Below are 20,444 nucleotides of genomic sequence, written 5' to 3'. Positions count from 1 at the left end.
GCATCAGCCATTAATGATTATCTGGATTGCGGTTTGTCGTACAAATTTGGTCGCGTGGATGGCATTAAGTCAGAATCACATTCAGCATCATTACTGGTAGGTTCTTGCATACATAAAGCGCTGGAAGATTTTCATCTGGCTCGACAACAAAACCATCGTAAGACGGAAGACTTTCTGCATGAACGCTTTGATTATCACTGGAAAGAAGAACTCGAATCAGACCGTAACTACCGTTTCAATGAAGATGAATCGCCAGATGATCTGATTACACTCAGCAAGCAGTTGCTTACCGTCTACTTCAAAAACTTCTCCTTCAAAGACTATCGCGTACTGAATGTGGAAATGCCATTTTCGTTTGAGATTGAGGGCGTGGATATTCCGATCATCGGCATCATTGATCTGGTGGAAGTGGATTCCAGCGGGTTGGTTATCATAACCGACTTCAAGACGGCATCCAAAGCGTATTCCAAAGCCGATATCGACTCCAGTCTGCAACTCACGCTGTACTACATGGCTGCGAGACGGTGTGGATTTGACGCCAATGAGATACTGCTGAAATTTGATTGCATGATTAAAACCAAGACACCCAAGTTTGCGCAGTATTACACGGTGCGAACGGAACAGGATGAAAATCGTATGGTGAAGAAGGTTCAGGAAGTCTGGAAAGCGATACAGAACAACACGTTTGTACCTCACGATGGCACCTGGAAATGCGGTTATTGCTCGTTTCGCAACCATTGCGATAGATGGTTCAGCGGCCTATGACTCATCCTATGAACAAAAACCTGAATACCTAATACATTAGGCATTTTTCGGCATTAGTTTTGCTGCCATTTTCGAAATCCCTCAAATTGACCTGTCAAAAGTTGTCATAGGTCTCAGCGAGAATATTCCATAGGCCATTACGGTGCTTACGGTCATTACGGTCAATTTCACAAAAAATCAAATAGGAGAATACTGCCATGAATTCAATGACCACGCTTGGTAAAGTACAAGAAGTGCTTGAAGAACAATCTGCTGCTCATTGGGACGATCTGATTCCAGTGACTGACATGGAGTTCGTTGATCTCAGTACGATAGAAATATCCGGCAGCAAACACCAACTTCAACCAGCAGCGCAACGCACCATCGCTCAACGTCTTGGCGTTCCATTATCATACTTGCAGCGATGCGACACAGATTTGCAGCAGATCAATCTGAACACCTGGTTACCGAAAGAACGCAACGAACGCTTGTTTCTGCGATTTGACGGTGACTCTGTTCGCGCAATCTTCACACCACGCTATACGCCAGTAGACCATTTGGCTGTGTTGCAGCAATTGAGAGAGCAGAGATTCGTCGATAGGACTCCGGTGCAATGCAAACTGGATAATGAAATGCTGCTGCTGAGTATTCCAGATCGTGAAAATGCGTTTCATGTTAAAAAGAATGATGAGATTCAACCTGGAATCTCCATTGTCAATTCCGAAGTTGGCGTATCGTCACTGACCATATCAGCGTTCTGTCTGCGATTGGTTTGTACCAATGGACTCATATCACGAACGTCAGTTGATTCATCGTATCGGCATATTTCGGATCGCGTCTTGCATGAATTTCCAAGCATACTGGAAAACGTGAATTATTCGCTGCAAGATTCGCGCAACTCATGGCAGATATCAATCAACAGTCCTGTCGTGGATTCTGAATCCACGTTGAGATCGTTCAACTCACGTTATGGACTCGACAAGCGGCAGATTGAAGCGGTGGAGTGGGCGTATCCACAGGAACAGGGCGATAGTATGTTCCATATCGTGAATACTTACACCAAAGCAGCGCAATATGATCCATTGAATGCGGAACAAAGCGCTGGATTACAACGCACGGGTGGGATGGTGTTGGCGATGTTGAACTGAAATTGCTCATTGCATTGCGTACTCTGCGAATGAATATTACGCAGTTTTTTTGCCTATCCATTAAGTCCAATGCAGAACCAAAATCTTCAATGCTGTATGCATACACCAATTCCCAACCGAGTTGTTGTTACAGATAATCAGCGGTGGTTTTTTGCACAAGTTCGTCTTCGGTATATGCGGGTGTCATGCTTTCTGTTGAAGGGTCAAATCTACGATCTTTCCTTCTTTCCAGACATAGACCGGGGTTTTATTTTTCAGCCCTAGTTCAAGCGCTCGTTCAGCCGCTCGTATCAGCGCGGGTTCGACATTTTGTATGTCTTTATCGTTGATGGTTTTAATGGGTTCGGTCAATTGTTCTCTCCTTGATCTATCAAAACCGGACGTTGGTCTGAATTGTCATAATGTGTCCAAACATCTACAATTGGTTTATACAACGTCTGAAAATTGTTCCATCCCGCGTGATAGCGTCGGCGGACTACGTCTTCGGGAACGTGATGTCCGCCCTGCGCTACGCGAACGGCCACGCGGGCCAAGGCCATCTCAACATCAGGAAGACTTAAGTAGATTAATTTTACCCGATATCCGTATTCTCTCCAGTCAGAAATTTTCCGACTATAAATCTTAGCGCTCAAGGTGGTCTCAAAAGCGAAACTTTTTTTATGACGTACGCATGAGTCGATTTCATTCAGCATGAACTTTCCTGCACGGATTGCGGCGGCTTCTGGTTGAAATGGAGAAAACCCATACGCGATCAGGTCTGCATTGATGAATGTGGGGCACCCGGCTTCATTTGGCAGGTATTCTTGCGCGAATGTCGTTTTACCTGCTCCATTCGGACCGGCAATGATGACGATCTTTTGCTCACTCATACCACTAACTCCCCATTCATTAAGCGCGGTAGCAATGGTTCATGAGTTTTTTGTACGAGTTCGTCAATACCACCGCTGACGCGAGTATAATTCATCACAGTTTGAGAGCAATCCGCAACACAAACAGTGATGTAACCAAGGTTACATGAGTGTAATCCATCGCAGTTTGAGAGCAATCCACAACGGCTTTTGTGATAGGCTTTCAATCGCATCGAGTATAATTCATCACAGTTTGAGAGCAATCCGCCGCAACACAAACACTCATGTAACCAAGGTTACATGAGTGTAATTCATCACAGTTTGAGAAATTGTTTCTGGTGGTACAAATAACTCTTATGTTTGTAAATCGTCATCGTTTGAGAAGTCTAGACATGATGGAAAAATCTATTGTGTTTTCAAAATAAAAATGCTATATTTTCCTTTGAAACTATCCGAAGGTAATTCCATGCAAACAACTGAAAAAATAATACTTAGTAGAGTTTACGGTAATGGTAGGGGATGGGCTTTTTCCCAGATTGAATTTGTGGATATTGCTAAGACGGCTACTATCCATTGGGTATTGCATCGTCTTGTCCAGGAAGGAACGATTCGAAGAGTCTTGCGGGGAATTTACGACTATCCAAGATACAGCGATCTGCTTCAAAAACCTATGCCGCCTGATATCCACAAAGTGGCGCGAGCATTAGAACGTAAGTTTGGTTGGCGAATTCAACCCGGTGGTGCTGTATCTTTAAACCTCATGGGAATTTCAACCCAAGTACCAAGTAAATTTGTTTATCTCTCAGATGGACCCAATCGCAAATATCAGGTAGGTGAGACCACGCTTCTGTTTAAACACCAATCTCTTAAAGAGTCCGCTTTAAATCATGAAATTAGCGCCATCCTTGTGCAAGGATTAAAAGAAATAGGAAAGAACCATGTGAATGAACATGTTTTGAAGCAAATGCGAAATTGGTTACCAAAAAATAAACGAACATTGATACTCAAAGATACAAAAGGGGTGACAGGGTGGGTCTATGACGCTCTTAAACGTATCTGTCGGGAGGAAATCAATGGATAAGGTCGCCATGCTAAAAGACAATGAACGAAAGGAAATTTTTGAGTCATCGGCATCTATTCGAGGTTGGAATCCTGCCATTATTGAAAAGGATTTTTGGGTGTGCTGGACATTGCAAAAGTTATTTTCTTCGTCATTACTTGGCAATAATATTGTTTTTAAAGGCGGAACATCTCTTTCTAAAGTTTATCATTTGATTGAGCGTTTTTCTGAAGATATTGACCTTGTCTTGAACTGGAAACTATTAGGATATGACGATGAAAACAACGATCCATGGAGCGATCAGCCCTCTAACACACAACAAAACCGTTTTAATCAAGAAGTAAATCAAAAGGCGCAAAATTATCTGATTGGCACGTTTGAACCACACTTGAAGGAAAGAATGGCATCGGTTCCAAGCGTCAATGCGTCTGTATCAACAGAAGATGAATTAGTAATCAATGTCGAATATCCAGCGGCTTTCGATCTTAAAGCACTGCGCCCTGAAATAAAATTGGAGATTGGCCCACTCGCGTCATGGGTTCCTACAGAAAATCATAAAATTCAACCCTATTCAGCAGAAGACTACCCTCGTGTATTTGAAAATCCACAATGCTCAGTAAAAGTGATAAAGGCCGAACGCTCATTTTGGGAAAAGGCGACAATCCTACATCAGCAGGCTCATCGTACCGACATTATGCCGCAACATTTTTCACGACATTACTATGATATGTACTGCTTGGCTAAGAGCCCCGTAAAAAAAGATGCTCTAAACGACCTGAAATTATTATCGGATGTAGTTAGGTTCAAGAGTAAATTCTACTACGTTGCTTGGGCGAAATATGAAGATGCTAAAGTAGGAACTTTCAAATTGACGCCAACCAATCAGGGTAAAATTGAACTCCGTAGCGACTACAAAAAAATGATGCCTATGTTTTTTGGAGATTCGCCATCGTGGGAAGAAATAATGGAAGAAATACAGCGGTTGGAAGAGGATATTAATAATCTTAATGGTGAATAGACGTATTCGAGATATTAGTTGTATATAAAAAAAGGCTTCGTAATTTGCTAAACCAGTGAATTGCTGTTATTCGACTTAAATCAAAACTAAGTCGCCAAAATCCAACTTTTCGTCCATTTGATGACTATGTGATGACACCATGTTTTGGAGGGAAACCGTAACTCTAGTAAAATAAAATGCGCCGAGCAGGATTCGAACCTGCAACCTCCTGATCCGTAGTCAGGTGCTCTATCCAATTGAGCCATCGGCGCGTAGATCTTTTCGTCTATAAGCAAGTGAGGATTATATCCCGCTGGCGCTTGCCGACCAAGTGCAATAACACAGATTTAGGGTTTTGGAATATAAAGAGTTGCGTGGTCAATCGTTACCTCGACCGGCCCCTCAAAACCGGCGATCGGATTCAACCCCCAATTCAACTCAATCGTTTGCGAAAGATGCTCCGGCGTACGCAATATCGTCGCGTCATACGCGTCAATCACGAAGCGCTTTGTGTTCGAGCCAGGGTGGCTGTCCTGCCATTCGATTTTGTCCCATAAGAACTCACGGTCATGTTGATGCATGGTCAGCGTAAGGACGCCGACATTTTGCCATGCGTCGCTTGTCGCCCACCCGGTGATGACGAAGTTGTCATGTCCGACCACCGTTGCTGACGGCGTCAAGGTTGTTAATGGTTCGTTCTGTTTTGTTACTACCGCCAGCGGCTCGGGGTTGTAGCCATCCTTGGTACTCAGTTCCACCCCACGCCATTGTTGCGGCATGAAGAACGGGTCGCGTTCCGTTCCCGCTGCCGGGGTCGCATTTTCGACGTTAATTCCACTATAGGTTTCTCGCGGTCCATGGAAGTATGTATGACCCGTATACGCTTCGAGGGTAATTTTATTGCCGAGGTCTTTCATCGCATCAGAGTAAAGTTCTTGCTGGACTTGTTTCGGGAACAAGCGTCCTGCTTTTCCGTGGTAAGAGGTCAGGTCTATCCCTTTAGTCGCCCGGATGTCCGCCGCCATTTTTTGCATTGCCAATTTGTAGGGCGTGTGGTATGCGGCTTCGGACTTGGCGACGGTTTGATCAAAGTCGCCGAATGCTTTCATAACCGCAATCGGCAAGGCAATGACAACCAGCAATGCTGCCAGCATGCGACATGCGTAACGAAAACGCAGGCGAATGTTGAGTAGGCACGCAAACCCAGGCGCAGTGATATTCGATAAGGTGACGCCAAGCAACCACGCTAGCGCGACGCCTGATTCCAGATAACAGGTGCTGAGCAAAAGACGTTCATCCATATCGTGGTGCAAAAATTCACTGCCGACAAATAGATACCAGCGAATGAACGACAACAAAAACCACGCTAGCGGAACGGCAAGGCTGCGTCGCCAGGGAGTCAGCCATAGCAGGTTGACGTAAAACGCCATGCCCAGCGCATACGCCGCCCACACCGGGATATTGTAATAGCGACAAGCGAAATAAATCGCCGCAATCGCGGGCGCGCTCAACACTAGGGCGATGTACCCCGTGACGCCGGAACGCGCTAACGCAATGGTCACTGCGAGCAACGTCAAGCCGACGATGACTCGCTGGCTAAACAACGCTTGGGCGGGATAAGCCAAACTATTTAACAATTCGCCCTGGCTGGGAAGTTTATCAAAATAGGATGGGAGATGGGCGAATACCGAACTGGTTGCAAACAACGCCGCGGTGACGATCAGCATGAAGACCATTAACGACGTTTTGGATATCCGGCTGCCGTGTTGGGTAAACAGAACATATGCCAGCGCGACGAACGGGAACGTAAACAGCACTTGCCAATTAGCATACGCCGCCGCGGTCAGCGATAGCAAAAAGAGGAGCCCTGAAAATACCGAAGAATTCTCAACCGACTTTCGCAACGAATACAGCGCAAGGAGTTGAAACACCAATGGGCATAGAAGTATTAACGTGTTTTTTGTGAGCAATACGCTCCACGCTGCGTTCATGCTGAGTAACAACAACACAGCGATTACGCCCGCGAGAGTTCGTCCGTCGCGTCGGTTCCAAATGAATAAAAAACAGAATACCGCCGCCCACCAGGCGCCCAACGCCAATTGATGAAAGAACGGATTGACCGCAAACAGGCGCGTGTGCAGCCAATAGACCAGGTAATACACGGTCATCGGCTCTCTGTCGCCAAACATTGGCCCGCAAATTAGCGGGTATTTCATTAATAACTTCCAGGGGAAAGAAAAATTATCGGTAGCGATTTCAAACAACAACCATTCGGAGTCTTGAATTTCAAAATGCAGCGTGCGCCCTAAAAAGACTGCCGCCGCCAACAAGCAAACCATTAGCCAGACGCAATGGGAAACGCGCCAGGGCGGGAATTCGTATTTACGTTTTGTTGCGTCTTCGTTCATGGTCGCGGTCGAATTTTATCGAAGAGGCTTCTAGTACGAAACAGGCGTCAAGATGCTCCTGACCGCCTCTCCCCAGCCCATTGCGACATAGATATGGATGCAGATCAAGGCGTACACGCTGGCGATGAGGTCGTCGACCATGATCCCGGCGCCGCCGCGCAGGTTCTGTAACTGGTTGGCGGGCGGCGGTTTGATGATGTCAAAAAACCGCGCCAGACAAAACGCCGGGATGGTGTATTCCAACCCCGCCGGGACGAACAGCACCGCCATGTAATAGCCCGCGACTTCGTCGATGGTCACCCGCGAGTCATCTTTGTCGCCGGTCATTTTTTCGACGACGTCCGAACACCAGAAGCCAAACGCAGTCACGACGAGAAAAATGGTCGCGCCCAGCCAGGCGTTCTCGAGCGTAAACGCATCGGGGAACAAAAACACATGCAGCGCCCAAGCCACCAATGCGCCCCAGGTTCCAGACGCGGGCAGGCTGCCGGTGTAGAAGGTCGATGCGAAAAAATACGCGAACCGTTGCGTGAAGGTCGCGTTCGATAAGTCAGGCGGTCGTTTAATTCGGGCTGATTTCATGGTTGATTGGGTATAACTTCCGTGCTGAGGCATCCATACAAATTGTCTTCATCCGCCTCATGGATTCGTACTGAAGCAAATTCGCCGACGGTGAGGTCTTGTGCGCGAACGAATACTTGTCCGTCTACGTCCGGCGCCTGGCCGTAATAGCGCCCCCAGTAGCCTTCGCCCTCAACGTCTTTCGAGTCGATCAACACCTTGAGCGATTCGCCCAGAAAGCGTTCGTTCTTCTTGCGCTGGCGCTCGCTGGCCCAGTCGATCACTTTTTGACAGCGCTTGTCGATGATGCGCTGCGAGACTTTCTCGGTCATATCCGCCGCCGGGGTGCCGTCTTCATCTGAGTAAGGGAAGACCCCGATGCGGTCAAAGTCGCATTCGTCCAGCATTTGCATTAAATAGTCAAAATGATGGGCTTTTTCTCCCGGGAAGCCGACAATCGCCGTGGTGCGGGCGGTCAAATCAGGACGCACGTTGCGCAAATTTTCGACGGCCTTGCGAATATGCACGTCGGTCGAGCCGCGCTTCATTGCGTCGAGCATGTCCGGGTGGGCGTGTTGAATCGGCATATCGATATAGGAAACCAGTTTCTCGCTTTGGGCGAAATAACTGACCAGTCGGCGGTCAACCAGGTGTGGATACAAATACATCAGCCGGATCCACTCGACGCCTTCGATTTTTTCGAGTTCAGCCAGCAGTTCGGTGATGGCGGGGCGTTTGTATAAGTCGATGCCGTAGGAGGTGGTGTCTTGTGAAATCAACACCAACTCTTTGGCGCCGCCCGCCGCCAGCGCTTTGGCTTCGGCGACGTTCTCTTCAATCGAACGCGAAACCAGCGTTCCCCGCATTTTGGGGATCGCGCAAAAACTGCATGTATGAAAACACCCGTCCGAGATGCGCAGATACGCCATGTGGGGCGGGGTGGTCAACAAACGCGGCTGGTAGGGCAAATGCGGCGGTAGATCGTTGATGGGCTTGCTGCCCAGCGCTTGCCACGCTTGGGTGAGAAACGCCTCGCGGTCTTCGACGCCGACAAAAGCATCGACTTCGGGAATGTCCTTCTGCATATCTTCGCGGTAGCGCTGCACCATACAGCCCACCACCATCAGGCGCTGGCCGGGGTTGCGCTGTTTGCTTTCCGCTAAGTCTAAAATGACCTCGATGCTTTCTTCTTTGGCGGGGTTGATAAACCCGCAGGTGTTGACGATCAGCAGATCGGCGTCTTCGGGATCATGCACCAACACCATGCCGGAGATGGCCAGTTCAGCCATCATCTGTTCGCTTTCGACCAGATTTTTGGGGCATCCCAGCGAAGTGAGATGATATTTCAACACGCGCCCTTCGGGAGCGGCTGAGGGGGACGCCGATTGGTTCGATTGATACGAAACCATAAAAAACGCACAACTTTCATTCGACGGATTTCTGCGCGATGCAAAGAAGAAGGAGAATTATAGCAGCGGCGCCGGGGCATTCCAGAGAGTCTATTTGCGGCGTCGCCGTTGCAAATCTTATGATTGTCAGTATTTTATACCTGAATCATAATAGGATACAGCGAATTCTGTAATTTGAAACGAACTGAACGCCATGCATGTAGTTGACGTCAAAATACGCGACCAGCGCGTGATAGCGCGTTTTCGCGATGACAATAATATTCCTGAGTTAAAGCCGCGCACATTTTGTTTGGTCGAGTGTGAAGGCGACAAAGAACTCGCAAAAATCAAAACCGCCCCCTATCTTTGGGAAGAAGAACTGCCGCCCGAAGAAGAGGTTTTTTATGTCTCGCCCGCAGCCGCCGACGATTTTGACGTGGTGAAACATAACCGCGAACTCGAACGCGAAGCCTATCAATTTGGCTTAGACCGCGTTCGCGAACGCGATATGGACATGGCGCTGGCGGCGGTCGAACGCACCTTTGATTGTAAGAAACTGCGCTTTTATTTTACGGCGGAACAGCGCATTGATTTTCGCGACCTGGTCAAAGATTTGGCCGCCCAGTTTCGCACCCGCATCGAGATGCGCCAGATTGGCGTCCGCGACCGCGCCAAAAAAATCGGCGGCTTCGGCATCTGCGGTCAGGAACTCTGCTGTTCACGGTTCTTGCGCAAATTTGAACCAATTACCATCCGCATGGCCAAAGAGCAGAACCTGGCGTTGAACCCCAGCAAAATTTCCGGCTTATGCGGCCGCCTGATGTGTTGCCTTTCGTATGAGACCAATGATTACGTTTCCGCCCGCCGCGAGTTTCCCAAACCCGGCGTGAAGGTTTCGACTCCCTACGGCGCAGGCATGACCGGACACTTAAACTATGTCCGCAATACCATCAACGTCCAACTTGAAGATGGAAAGGTCATGCCCTTCCGCCTCGACGAAATCGAAATCATCGCAAGAAAAAATTAGATAGTTATTGTACTTTTGTTTAGCCATTGATATAATTCAATCAATCCTGAAGACATCATAAAAAAGTAGCGAGTCATATACAATCATGGACTTGGATATTCAGTTATATCATGGCGACTGCAAGGATAAACTGAACAAACTTGACGATGAATCAATTGATCTGATATTTACCTCCCCACCTTACGCTGATGCGCGTAAAGCCACATACGGCGGTATTCCTCCAAATCAATACAAAGACTGGTTTATGCCCATTGCGGATGAGTTGTTCCGTGTGTTGAAACCCGACGGTACCTTTGTGCTCAACATCAAAGAGCGGGTCTCGAATGGAGAACGACACACCTATGTGATTGAAATAATTTTAGAGATGCGCAAGCGCGGCTGGCTCTGGACGGAAGAGTTTGTCTGGCACAAAAAAAACTGCTATCCAGGAAAATGGCCGAACCGTTTTCGCGATTCTTGGGAGAGACTGATTCAGTTTAATAAGTCAAAGAAATTTAATATGTATCAAGAAAAGGTAATGGTTCCAATTGGAGATTGGTCAAAAACACGCTTGAAAAATTTGAGCGAAACAGACAAAACCCGCGATGAGTCAAAAGTCGAAAGCGGGTTCGGTAAGAACATCTCCAATTGGGTGAACCGCGACCGCGTTTACCCCACCAATGTGCTTCACCTGGCGACGGAGTGCGCTAATAAAAACCATAGCGCAACTTTCCCCGAAACATTGCCTGAATTTTTTGTTGAATTATTCACGCAAGAAGATGACTGGGTTTTAGACCCTTTTATGGGTTCGGGCACTACATTACGAGTCGCAAACCGCCTTCAGCGCAATTCTGTTGGCATCGAGATTCGCGATGATTATTTTTCAATGGTTAAGAAATCCATCAAACGCAACGGTCAACTTACGCTGATTTAATCATGGATGATTTGCATAAAAAAATACGTGAGTTTATATCTGGCAACATCGGCGATTTTCATCAGCGGCGTTTGCTGAGTTTAGAAAAACTAAAATTAAATGACGTATTAAAACGCAAAAATCCCTACCTGTTTAAAGCAAAAAACATCCTCCAAGCCAGTGACCTTGTCCGTACCATTCTTGATGCGCGGTTGTCGTCGCAAGAAGAAACCATCTTTGGAGAATTTCTTGAACAACTTGCGATTTTCGTTAGTGAAACAAGCGGTGGTCGAAAATCAAGCAGTCAGGGAATTGACCTCGAAATGGACCGCGACGGCAAACGCTATGTGGTTTCAATCAAGTCAGGCCCAAATTGGGGGAACAGCGGGCAAATTCGAAATATGATTGATGATTTTGAACACGCCAAAAAAATATATCATACCAATAATCCCCAGCAAGAAATTGTTGCCATCAATGGCTGTTGTTATGGCCGTTCTCATCCTGGATATAGAAAAGGCGGTTACTTCAAGTTCTGCGGGCAAGCCTTCTGGGAATTCATCTCCGGCGACGAAAATCTCTACACGAAAATCATCGAGCCCTTGGGCGATAAAGCGAAGCGCCGCAACGATCAATTTGCAAAAGCTTATGCAAAAGTTATAAACCAGTTTACCTTAGAGTTCTCACAAGAGTTTTGCACTGATGGAGTGATTGATTGGGGCAAATTAGTTGAGTTTAATTCATCAAAATGATCCTCGACGAAATCGAAATCATCGCAAGAAAAAATTAACCCCAAGTTCGCAATACAGCAATTCAACAGACTAAAGAATTTCTACTGATGGCGCATGCGTATCTCTGGGAGCGCCTGTGCAAAGAGCTTGAAAGCCCGCACCGAAGCGAACAGAGATATACCCGCGCTATCCCTCAAGTCAAATTTCTACTCCACCGCTTCAGCATTGGTGATTTTAAGCACAACCGGGTTCGGCCATTTTTTATCGTTGTATAAGCGTTGCGCGCGATAGGCGCTGATGTGGAGGCCGTCTTCGTCCTGGCTCCATTCTGTTTTCGGAATCACGTCTGGCTGATATTCTAACACTTCGCTATTCTGCCCTAATACGCTGACCACGGTCTCGTCCGTCGCTTTGACCGACTTCAGCGAAAATGTTTTCTTCTCTCCATATTTCCAGGGCGTCTTGGTGACGATGGCGTAGACGGTGTCTTCATCTTTCTTTTTCGTAAACCAGATATCGCCTTCGTTGGTGACCACCCAGGGGCGTATGTTAAACACCGCTTCTTCATTCACAAAATTCCATAAAGCCAATTCACGCATGAGCGCTTCTTGTTCTTCTGGAATCTCCCCATTGGGTTTGGGGCCGATGTTATAGAGCAGGTTGCCGCCTTTGGCGCGGGTTTCGATCAGAATTTCAATCGAAAGCGTCCCGGATTTATACTCCTCATTGGTGGGTTTATATTGCCATTGCGTGCCCATGGTCAGACAGGCTTCCCACGGGCCGGGGATGGGTTGCTTTGGGATGTGTTGTTCCGGCGTTTGCATCGCGCCGCGTGTGATAATCGTATCGGGCTGCAGGTCCCAACACAGGTCGGTTAGGCCTAAAACGGGGCCGTCAAGAAACAGCAGATCAATCGGGCCGTAATTCGTGAGTAGTTCACGCAGCTGCGCCTGGTCATACTTCAACAAATCAGGGTTTTCGTGCGGGGCAACGCCTGGGCGGCGCCGTGAAATCGGCGTCCCCTGTTGATGCAGGAAGTAGAAATCATCCGGCGAATAATAAAAACCGACAGCGATGCCGTGTTTGCGAAACGCTTTGACGATATCGGCGGTGACATCGTCTCCGTAGGGCGTGTTCATAATATTGAATGGCGTTGTTTTGGTGTCAAACATACAAAACCCTGAGTGATGCTTGGTTGTGAACATGACATATTGAAATCCCGCCAGTTTGGCGAGAATCGCCCATTCTTCGGCATCGAATTTTGTGGGATTAAACGATTGAGGCAATTCGTTGATGTAGCGGTTCAGGTATTCTTCAGACGCGCCAACCATCGAATGACTGATGACGGAGCCAATCTGGCTGTCCAGACTCCAATGGATGAATAGGCCAAGCCCCGCGTCCATAAACCATTCTTCGCGTTCCGCTTTGTTTCTCGATTCAACCTCAGGTTCTAACGCTGTAGCAGTAAATAGAGGCAGAATGATTACAAATAAGCTAAAAATTATGCGCCGCATGTTTTATCTCCAATAGCGTATGGGCCGTAATATTTGTAGAATCTATTCAGGGATTCTTTCATAAAAACAATCCAGAAATCAATGTTAGAGAAGAAAAAGGTCACATTTTCTAATAAAAATTGAGTTTTCAGCAATCCGAAAAGATTTTAAACCATCAAAATGCCTCGTTTTTCTTTCATCTTTGGCTTGTCAATTATGATAAATTTGAGTAAATTGCTTTATTGCTTTCCTTTATGATGCTGAATTATGTAGAGATAAGGAGTTCTCTCGCGAATGGTCACATACGCCTCTTCCTCATCAGGCCCTACGACACCTGGGAATCGGGCGCAATGGATAACACAATCCATCAATTCCGCTCAAGACTACTTACTTTCGGTCCAAAAAAGCGCCGGGTATTGGTGCTTTGATCTCGAAGCTGACTCTTCGTTAGTGGCTGATTATCTCTTCCTCGCTCATTACATTGATAAAGTTGACCTTGATTTGCAAGAGAAATCCATCCGCTGGATTCTCGACACCCAGCTCGAAGACGGCGGCTGGAACATCTATCACGGCGGCCCCAGCGAACTTAACATTACCGTAAAATGCGCCTTCGCCATGCAACTGGCGGGCGTTGATAAAACCAGCGAAGCCTATATCAAAGCCGAAGAGTGCATCCTACGCCTCGGCGGGCTGCATGAAGTCAATAGCTATACGCGTTTCTATCTGGGCTTGTTTGGAGAATACCCCTGGAACCAACTGGTCTCCATGCCGCCCGAACTGATGTTCTTGCCCACGTCGTTTTATTTTAATATTTACGAAATTTCTTCCTGGTCACGCGCCATTGTGGTGCCGCTTAGCATCATCTGGGCGCGTCAACCAATTAAGCAGCCGCCCGCAACCGTGGATGTCAGCAACTGGTGGGGCAAGCGCATTACCAGCAAGTCATTGCGCGACACCTTTTCATGGCGCACGTTTTTCTTCACCATTGACGCAATCTATAAGCGTTCAGAGCGCTTCATCGCGCCATTCACCCGGCGTGAGGCGTTACGCCGCGCTGAAAACTGGATGCTCGAACACATGAGCCGGGGCGGCGGGCTTGCGGCGATTTACCCCGCGATGCTCAATACCGTCATCGCACTCGATTGCCTGGGTTACGACCACGATCACCCCACCTTCCAGAACGCCTACGATGAATTCATGGCGCTCAAGGTCGAACTCGAAGACCGCCTCTGGTTCCAACCGTGCTTCTCGCCGGTTTGGGACACGGGCATGGTGGTGCGCGCCTTTGAACAATCGGGCGCCCCAGTGAATCACCCCAAAGTCGTGAAAGCGGCTGATTGGCTCATCAATCAGGAAGTCACCATCCGCGGCGACTGGCAGATCAAGAACCCCTACGGCCCCGCCAGCGGCTGGGCGTTTGAATTTGACAACGATTATTATCCCGACACCGACGATACCGCCAAGATTTTGATGGCGTTGAACGGCGTCCGCATCCCCGACGACCAGCGCCGCCAGGCTTGCGTTAAACGCGCTTTTGATTGGCTGCTGTCAATGCAGAGTTCCGACGGCGGCTGGGGGGCGTTCGACGTTGATAACAACAAAGAAGTGTTGAACCTGATTCCCTTCGCCGACCACAACGCGTTGTTGGACCCCAGCTGCGCCGACATCACAGGACGCGTGTTAGAAATGCTGGGCGAATTCGGTTACGACCAGACTTTTTCGCCCGCAGCCCGCGCAGTCAAATACATGCGCAAACAACAAGAACCGGACGGCTCATGGTATGGGCGTTGGGGCGTCAATTATATTTATGGAACCTGGCAGGCGCTGGTTGGATTCAGCCAGATTGGTATTTCGCCTGACGACCCGGCGGTCAAACGCGGCGTCGAGTGGCTGCTGAACTATCAACTCGAAGACGGCGGATGGGGCGAGACCTGCGAAACCTACGCCAACCCCAGTCTGCGCGGCTCAGGCCCTTCAACCCCTGAACAAACCGCATGGGCGGTGATGGGGCTGATGGGCGCTGGATACGTTGAGCATGACTCTGTCGAACGCGGCATCAATTTCTTGCTCAAACGCCAGAAAGAAAGCGGCGACTGGGACGAAGTCGAATTTACCGGGACCGGCTTCCCTAAGGTCTTCTACCTGCGCTACACCGGCTATCGAAATTACTTCCCGCTGATGGCGCTGGGCCAATACAAAGAGTTAAAAGGATTTTAGTGTAGGGCGGGTCAAGTTCGACCCGCCTTTATAAAGCGCGACTCCCCCTACGACTGAATTGCCCGTTATTGCAAATCCTATGCAAAAATCAAAATCCCCTCCGGCGCCTACAGCGCCACCCCCCCCCTTTTTTCAAAGGGGCATTGACCGCAACGATATTGGTTTCATTAAAACTTGGGGGGATTAAAAACAGGGCTGTATATTTAATCTGACCGAGCACTAAAGTATTGTAGGGCGGGTCAAGTTTGACCCACCTTTATAAAGCGCGACTCACCCTATGACTGAATTGCCCGTTATTGCAAATCCTATGCAAAAATCGAAATCCCCCCTGGCGCGATCGCGCCTTCCCCCCCCCCCTTAAAAATTGGGGCTCCCAGTCACAAGCCTGAATAAAATAGCGCAATTTTCTGCATGGCCGTTCCGGGCAGAGGTTCAGGACAACGCGAAAGGGTGCGCTCTGATATTTTCCCATTGATGCCCACACTTCATCTTGCTTAGATTACCTAGTTCTCTGGAGATAGGCGCGTACTCGCCGCGTCTCCCGCCGGTTGCGAAAAATACCCGTTCGAGTAAACTTTCGGCTTGCATACTGGCTAACCCCTTATTGGAGGATACCGCGTGAGATTTCCGTTGGTGCTGTATACGACGGTCGTGAAATACCTGATCCAGCAGCGCATGAAAGGCCGCAAGCGCTTTCCGCTGGTGACGATGTTAGAACCCACATTACGCTGCAACCTGGATTGCGTCGGTTGCGGGCGCATTGAAGAATACCACCGCGAAAAACCCAAAGACCTGACGGTGGAAGAGTGCCTCAACGCGGTCGACGAATGCGGCGCTCCGATTGTCTCGGTGTGCGGCGGCGAACCGCTGGTGTACAAAAAGGTCGATGAACTCATTCAAGAGCTCATCAAGCGCAAGAAGTATATCTACCTTTGCACCAACGCCATGTTCATGGACAAATACTGGGACCGCATCCCGCCCCATGACCGGCTCTCGCTCAGCATTCACCTCGACGGTCTCGAAGAAACCCACGACTGGGCGGTCGATCAACCCGGCGTCTTTAAAAAAGTGGCGGAAATCATCGACGAAGCCAAAGTGCGCGGCTATCGCGTTTCGACCAACACCACCGTCTTTAATGGAACCAACGCTGACGAGATTGTCGATATGATGCAGTATCTGCATCAAAAGGGCGTCGACGGTATGCTGATCTCCGGCGCGTATCCGCAAGAAGGCGACAAAGGCAAAGCGGGCTTGCGTCGTCAGCAGATGGAAGAAGTGTTCCAAAAAATCTTCTCCGACAACAAGCGCGTCAGCAAATATAAATTCAACAATTCGCCGATCTATACTGACTTTTTGCAGGGCAAGCGCGACTTGGCCTGTTCGCCGTTCGCCAGCCCCAACATGACGGTGAAAGGGTGGCAAGGCCCCTGTTATGTGCTTCGCGATAAATATTACGAGACCTTCGACGAACTGATGGAACAAACCGACTGGGACAGCCTCGGCCCCGGTAAAGACCCGCGCTGCACTGATTGTAAGATGCACTCCGGCTTTGAGCCGACCATCACCATTGGCGAAGGCGTGACCTTTAAAGACCAGATGCGCGTGGTCGCCTGGAGCATGTTCGGGTAAGCCAAACGCACAATTGAATTCTGGCAACCAATGGGAGAGTTGAAATCGACTCTCCCATTTTTATTTCTAAAGCATAAGTCATTTTTGGTGACATAATGATTTAAAGGGGAGGATGCAATGAACCGTCTGAAAACAATCCTAAAAACCAATGACGCCGCATCAACCATCATAATCAGGGTGATGGTCGGAAGCGTATTTCTTTCGGAAGGCATTCAGAAGTTTTTGTATGCAGATTCTGTTGGAGCGGGGCGGTTTGTGAAGATCGGCATCCCCCTGCCGGAGATCATGGGGCCGTTCGTCGGCGGGATGGAGATACTCTGCGGGGCGCTGCTTCTTCTGGGGCTATTCACTCGCGCGGCGGCTTTGGTTCTCATGTTGATTATGTGCGTCGCCATCTTCTCAACCAAACTCCCGATTCTACTCGGCAGCGAGTTCTGGATATTCTCACTGAAAAGCCTGAAGCGGTATGGTTTCTGGAGCATGGCGCATGAGGCGCGTACGGACTTTTGTATGTTGCTTGGTTCATTGTTTTTGTTCATTGTCGGCGCTGGAAGACGTTCGTTGGACTTTCGCTTTTATAACAAAATGAAAAACGGAAATACTGATTCAAGGGAAGCATGAACCGGTATCAATAAAAAACGCGCCGGGGAGGTTCTCCCGACGCGCTTAATCAATTGTTCGATAATGATTCGCGATTCTCTTTTGCTTAGCGTCCGATGGTTCCCGGCGCCAGCGCTTTAAAGCGGATGATATAATAGGGCGGCTTGGCTTCCATCACGCCCGCGTTCATGCGCGGGGTGAGGTGCAGTTGGTTGGCGACGATATACATATACCCGTCAGGGCCGTAGCTCATGCCGTCTGGCCAGTGCACCACGGCGTCGTCTTTGAACAAGACTTTATACTTGCGGTCGGGGGTGATGACGCCCACCGCGTTATCGCTGATGCTGGTCAGATAGATGTTGCCCTCCGAATCGGTCCCCATGCCGTCGCTCAGCGGCTTCTCGCTATAGCGTTCCACCCGTTTTGATAACGCGCCGTTGGTCAATGATTCATCCAATAAATCGGCGACGCGGATACGGTACATACTGTGCGAAGAAAACGGGCCGTAGTAGAGCCATTCGTTCTTCGGGCCGAGCGCAAGCCCATTGACGGCTACGCGGGGGCGCACCGGGTTGCCGCTGGGGTCGAGGCTGGCGCAGGCGCGCCCGTCGATCACCAGGTCGATGTCTTCCGGCAAGACGCTCTTGTGGCCTTCGAGTACGCGGCGCGCATGGCCTGTTTTGATATCCACCACAACCAGCGCGGCTTTGTCGCCTGCTGTGTCTGAGAGAAAAATCTTATTGTGCGTAGTATCAACGGAAAGATCGTTCAAAAATGAACCTTCAACAACCACGGGAGCGCACAGGTAAATGATTTTGTGCAGCGTGTCCGTGCGCGTATCCCAGGCGATCAGTTTTTGCTGGGTTTGTCCGCGCTCTGCGTTATCGAGAATCCAGACGATGCCTTGCGGGTCAGATTGAATGCCCAGGGTGGTGTCGTGAGAGATCGCATTCTTAGCGCCGCCGATGGCCCATTGATTATCAGGGAACGGTACAATCTTGCCGTCTTTCCATTCACCGGTGCGTAGATTGGTTTCAAAAAACTGCATCATGCTAAACAGGATGCGCCCGTCGGGTGTGACGGTGATGTTGCCCGGCGCCTGGTCGAGTTCCGCCACGATTTCGTAGGGGTACTTGCCTTCTTCCCACTCAGCGGCGAGAGCCGGAGCGGTTGAAATCAGTAAAGTGATGGATGCAATAATCGTTGTGAGAATCAATTTCATATTGGCCTCCCAATTGAATCAATAAGAACTCGTAGCGCGGACCGCGTTGGCTATTGTGATTCTATTCTTCCCGAAATTTTGTGAATCAAAGCGTATGCCGACCCAGGCCCATGCGGTCTTTGACGCCGGCGATGGTTTCTTGCGCCAACGGACGCGATTTGGCCGCGCCTTCTGCGTAAGCTGTCTTCACTTCGTCTGGCTTGGCTTGCAACTCATTGTACTTCGTGCGGAATGGTTCAATAAACGGCTCCACCTGCTTGAGCAACATCTTCTTGCAATCGACGCAGCCGATGCCCGCGCTGCGGCATTCGGTATTGATTGTCTCAATTTCTTCTTTCGCTGAAAAGATGTTATGCAGGGCGAAGATGTTGCAGATATCGGGGTCGCCCGGGTCGGTGCGGCGTTTGCGGTTTTCGTCGGTGACGGCGGTCATCACTTTTTTGTTGAGCGTTTCCGGCTCTTCAAATAACGAGATGTGATTGCCCAATGATTTGCTCATTTTGGACTTGCCGTCGAGGCCCATCAAACGCGGGGTCTTCGATAAGATCGGCTCCGGGTCAGGGAAAAACTCGCCGTAAGCGTTATTGAATTTACGGGTCAGGTCGCGGGTCAATTCGAGATGCTGAATCTGGTCGTCGCCCACCGGGACGGCCTCGGCGCGGTAGACCACGATGTCAGACGCCATCAACGCGGGGTATGACAACAAACCAAGGTTTATATGTTCCGGCGACTGGTTGGATTTTTCTTTGAACTGGGTCATGCGCTCCATCTGGCCCAACGGCGCGATGCAGGAGAGAATCCACGCCAGTTCGGTGTGTTCTTTAATGTCAGATTGCACCACCAGCGAGCAGTTGTCAGGCGACAAGCCAATCGCCATCAGAGACGCCATGCTGTTGAACACGGTTTGGGGCATGTCTTTCGCGTCGAACGGAGTGGTGATGGCGTGGTAATCGACGACGCAATAGATGCAGTTATACGCATCAGTCAAATCGACCCAATTGCGCAGTGCGCCGAAATAGTTGCCCAGGTGAATTTCGCCTGTCGGGCGAATGCCGGAAAAAACGCGTTTCTTTGTCATTGAAAATTCCTTATATGTTGTTGCAGGTATGAAGGTCTATTGTATTGCAATGAGCGCAGAGGTCATGGGTTGTGAAATAATAAAAAAGGTTCATCCGGTAAGTGAGTACCTACATTGATGGATGGGCATGATTTTGATTCAGAAACGGGCTCCGGCGTATCAAAAATTGACGAACCAATCAGGCATAGGTGGAACTCTGGGAGCGCCTGTGCATAAGGGCTTAAAAGCCCGCACTGAAGCCAATGTCATTGACTTCAGGCTCGTAGCCCCCCCCCTTTTTAAGGGGGGACGGCGCTGAAAGCGCCAGGGGGGATCTCAGAACAGCACAAACAAAGCGATACATTCAAGCAATATCTCAAGGGCTGCCGTCGCTTCGCGACGCCTTGCCCTTGCCACCCCTTAAG

At 49.1% G+C, this 20,444-nt stretch carries 18 protein-coding genes and 1 tRNA gene; 10 read left to right on the top strand and 9 right to left on the bottom strand.

All coding sequences use genetic code 11. The annotated features are described in order from the left end of the window. Positions 1-765 (top strand): PD-(D/E)XK nuclease family protein (locus P9L94_10295; GenBank protein MDP8244459.1); only part of this gene is annotated, 765 nt, incomplete at its 5' end. A gap of 197 nt (positions 766-962) precedes the next feature. Beyond that, on the top strand, positions 963-1,892 hold the full coding sequence (locus tag P9L94_10290; protein MDP8244458.1) for a DUF932 domain-containing protein: 930 nt from the start codon (positions 963-965) through the stop codon (positions 1,890-1,892). 183 nt (positions 1,893-2,075) lie between these two features. Here the strand turns inward: P9L94_10290 and P9L94_10285 are convergent, their stop codons facing one another. Further along, on the bottom strand, positions 2,076-2,243 hold the full coding sequence (locus P9L94_10285; protein MDP8244457.1) for a hypothetical protein: 168 nt from the start codon (positions 2,241-2,243) through the stop codon (positions 2,076-2,078). After that, positions 2,240-2,761 carry a zeta toxin family protein gene (locus tag P9L94_10280; GenBank protein ID MDP8244456.1) on the bottom strand — a complete coding sequence of 174 codons (522 nt, stop codon included), beginning with the start codon at positions 2,759-2,761 and terminating at the stop codon, positions 2,240-2,242. Before P9L94_10280 ends, P9L94_10285 begins: the two co-directional genes overlap by 4 nt. 445 nt (positions 2,762-3,206) lie before the next feature. Here P9L94_10280 and P9L94_10275 point away from each other — a divergent pair, with 445 nt between their 5' ends. Further along, a complete protein-coding gene (locus P9L94_10275; GenBank protein ID MDP8244455.1) occupies positions 3,207-3,821 on the top strand; it encodes a DUF6088 family protein in 615 nt (204 codons plus the stop codon). Beyond that, positions 3,814-4,818, top strand: coding sequence for a nucleotidyl transferase AbiEii/AbiGii toxin family protein (locus P9L94_10270; protein MDP8244454.1), 1,005 nt, complete (start codon positions 3,814-3,816; stop codon positions 4,816-4,818). The genes P9L94_10275 and P9L94_10270 overlap by 8 nt, the downstream gene beginning before the upstream one ends. Before the next feature lie 177 nt (positions 4,819-4,995). Here P9L94_10270 and P9L94_10265 read toward each other — a convergent pair. The 4 genes from P9L94_10265 to rimO all read right to left on the bottom strand — a co-directional run bounded on the left by P9L94_10265 (position 4,996) and on the right by rimO (position 9,175). Then, positions 4,996-5,069: transfer RNA gene (locus P9L94_10265), tRNA-Arg, on the bottom strand. A 75-nt stretch (positions 5,070-5,144) separates the two neighbouring features. Beyond that, entirely contained in the window at positions 5,145-7,205 is a 2,061-nt protein-coding gene (locus P9L94_10260; GenBank protein MDP8244453.1) for a hypothetical protein, read from the bottom strand. Between the two features lie 30 nt (positions 7,206-7,235). Next, entirely contained in the window at positions 7,236-7,820 is a 585-nt protein-coding gene (locus P9L94_10255; GenBank protein MDP8244452.1) for a phosphatidylglycerophosphatase A, read from the bottom strand. Beyond that, positions 7,784-9,175: a 30S ribosomal protein S12 methylthiotransferase RimO gene (rimO, locus tag P9L94_10250; protein ID MDP8244451.1), complete on the bottom strand. Its 1,392-nt coding sequence runs from the start codon at positions 9,173-9,175 to the stop codon at positions 7,784-7,786. The genes P9L94_10255 and rimO overlap by 37 nt, the downstream gene beginning before the upstream one ends. Positions 9,176-9,368: 193 nt before the next feature. Between rimO and ricT the strand changes: the two genes are divergently transcribed. The 3 genes from ricT (at position 9,369) to P9L94_10235 (ending at position 11,822) form a co-directional block, all read left to right on the top strand. Continuing rightward, positions 9,369-10,181, top strand: a complete 813-nt coding sequence (gene ricT / locus P9L94_10245) for a regulatory iron-sulfur-containing complex subunit RicT (protein MDP8244450.1) — start codon at positions 9,369-9,371, stop codon at positions 10,179-10,181. 85 nt (positions 10,182-10,266) lie between these two features. Continuing rightward, positions 10,267-11,094: a site-specific DNA-methyltransferase gene (locus P9L94_10240; GenBank protein MDP8244449.1), complete on the top strand. Its 828-nt coding sequence runs from the start codon at positions 10,267-10,269 to the stop codon at positions 11,092-11,094. Positions 11,095-11,096: 2 nt separating this feature from the next. After that, on the top strand, positions 11,097-11,822 hold the full coding sequence (locus P9L94_10235; GenBank protein MDP8244448.1) for a PmeII family type II restriction endonuclease: 726 nt from the start codon (positions 11,097-11,099) through the stop codon (positions 11,820-11,822). A 185-nt stretch (positions 11,823-12,007) separates the two neighbouring features. Here the strand turns inward: P9L94_10235 and P9L94_10230 are convergent, their stop codons facing one another. Further along, positions 12,008-13,315 carry an alpha-L-fucosidase gene (locus P9L94_10230; GenBank protein ID MDP8244447.1) on the bottom strand — a complete coding sequence of 436 codons (1,308 nt, stop codon included), beginning with the start codon at positions 13,313-13,315 and terminating at the stop codon, positions 12,008-12,010. 273 nt (positions 13,316-13,588) lie between these two features. Between P9L94_10230 and shc the strand changes: the two genes are divergently transcribed. The 3 genes from shc (at position 13,589) to P9L94_10215 (ending at position 17,761) form a co-directional block, all read left to right on the top strand. Beyond that, entirely contained in the window at positions 13,589-15,511 is a 1,923-nt protein-coding gene (gene shc / locus P9L94_10225) for a squalene--hopene cyclase (protein ID MDP8244446.1), read from the top strand. A 618-nt stretch (positions 15,512-16,129) separates the two neighbouring features. After that, complete coding sequence (gene hpnH, locus P9L94_10220; protein ID MDP8244445.1) at positions 16,130-17,140, top strand: adenosyl-hopene transferase HpnH; 1,011 nt, start codon at positions 16,130-16,132, stop codon at positions 17,138-17,140. A 117-nt stretch (positions 17,141-17,257) separates the two neighbouring features. Then, positions 17,258-17,761, top strand: coding sequence for a DoxX family protein (locus P9L94_10215; GenBank protein ID MDP8244444.1), 504 nt, complete (start codon positions 17,258-17,260; stop codon positions 17,759-17,761). 85 nt (positions 17,762-17,846) lie between these two features. On the opposite strand, the gene P9L94_10210 is transcribed toward P9L94_10215, so the two are convergent. Together P9L94_10210 and trpS are read right to left on the bottom strand one after the other, a co-directional pair. Then, positions 17,847-18,962 (bottom strand): L-dopachrome tautomerase-related protein, encoded by a 1,116-nt coding sequence (locus P9L94_10210; GenBank protein MDP8244443.1) that lies wholly within the window; start codon positions 18,960-18,962, stop codon positions 17,847-17,849. 85 nt (positions 18,963-19,047) lie between these two features. After that, positions 19,048-20,040 (bottom strand): tryptophan--tRNA ligase, encoded by a 993-nt coding sequence (trpS, locus tag P9L94_10205; protein MDP8244442.1) that lies wholly within the window; start codon positions 20,038-20,040, stop codon positions 19,048-19,050. Positions 20,041-20,444: the final 404 nt, after the last annotated feature.

Origin of the sequence: Candidatus Hinthialibacter antarcticus (assembly GCA_030765645.1) — a bacterium.
Taxonomy (GTDB): domain Bacteria; phylum Hinthialibacterota; class Hinthialibacteria; order Hinthialibacterales; family Hinthialibacteraceae; genus Hinthialibacter; species Hinthialibacter antarcticus.
The sequence above is the reverse complement of the archived record's forward strand: the minus strand, read 5'-3'. Positions and strand labels throughout refer to the sequence as shown.